1 pseudogene is annotated in these 988 nt (G+C 61.0%); it reads left to right on the top strand.

What is annotated here, in order from left to right:
• A pseudogene (locus DK871_RS28380) lies at positions 1-988 on the top strand (RHS repeat protein); the annotation flags it as partial.

Genomic DNA, 988 nt, shown 5'->3' with positions numbered 1-988 from the left:
TTGGCTGGAGTCATGGGCTGGCCCATCGGCTGGTGGTGTCGGGCGATTCGGTGGTGTGGACCGACCATGAGAACCGCTCGACTACCCTGCCCTTGCCCACCGACTCTCGGCCCGCGATCACCAATAGCCTGGCGGAAGCGGCGATCTATCTGGGCTCGGCTCCTGATGAACTGGTGCTGGCCCAGGCGTCGCGTTTCTACCACTTTCGCAACGGTGTGCTGACAACCATCAGCGATGCGTATGACAACCGCCTGCGCCTTTGCCGGGATCGTTCAGGGCGGATTGAGCGGCTGGATAGCGGTGCGGGTCGCTCGTTGCTGTTGCGTTATGAGTTGGGTCGCATCGTCGCGGTGGACTATCAGGTGCATCGCGCCAAAGGACGTGAGCCCTACGTGTGGGAGACCGAGCAAAACCTCGTTTCCTACGCCTATGACGAACACGGCCGACTGGTCTGCGCGACCAATGCTGTCGGGGAAAGCGAACGTTATCGGTACGACGATCAGCACGTCATTCTTGAACGCCAACTGGCCGGTGGCGCGAGTTTCTTCTGGGAATGGGAACGCGCTGGCAAGGCGGCGCGCTGTGTCCGGCATTGGGCGAGCTTTTCGCAGATGGACACGCGTTATGCCTGGGGCGATGACGGGCGTGTCACCGTGCATAACGCCGATGGTAGCCAGGAAGTCTATGTCCATGACGACCGGGCGCGGTTGGTGCAACGCGTCGATCCGGACGGCGCCACGCACTTTAAGTCCTACGATGACCAGGGGCGGCTGACTGTCGAGCAAGACCCGATGGGCGCGGTAACGGCCTATCAATATGACGACGCCGGACGCTTGGTGGCGCTGTTTCCGGGGGATGATGAGCCGACGTCCTACGAGCATGACAATGGTTTTGTACGAGTTGTCAGGCGCGGGGAGGCGGTCTGGAAATATGAGCGTAATGAGCAAGGCGATGTTACGCGTAGGACCGATCCCGATGGTGAGGTTAC

Origin of the sequence: Pseudomonas sp. L13 (assembly GCF_009935965.1) — a bacterium.
In the GTDB taxonomy this organism is placed as follows: domain Bacteria; phylum Pseudomonadota; class Gammaproteobacteria; order Pseudomonadales; family Pseudomonadaceae; genus Aquipseudomonas; species Aquipseudomonas lactis.
The sequence above is the reverse complement of the archived record's forward strand: the minus strand, read 5'-3'. Positions and strand labels throughout refer to the sequence as shown.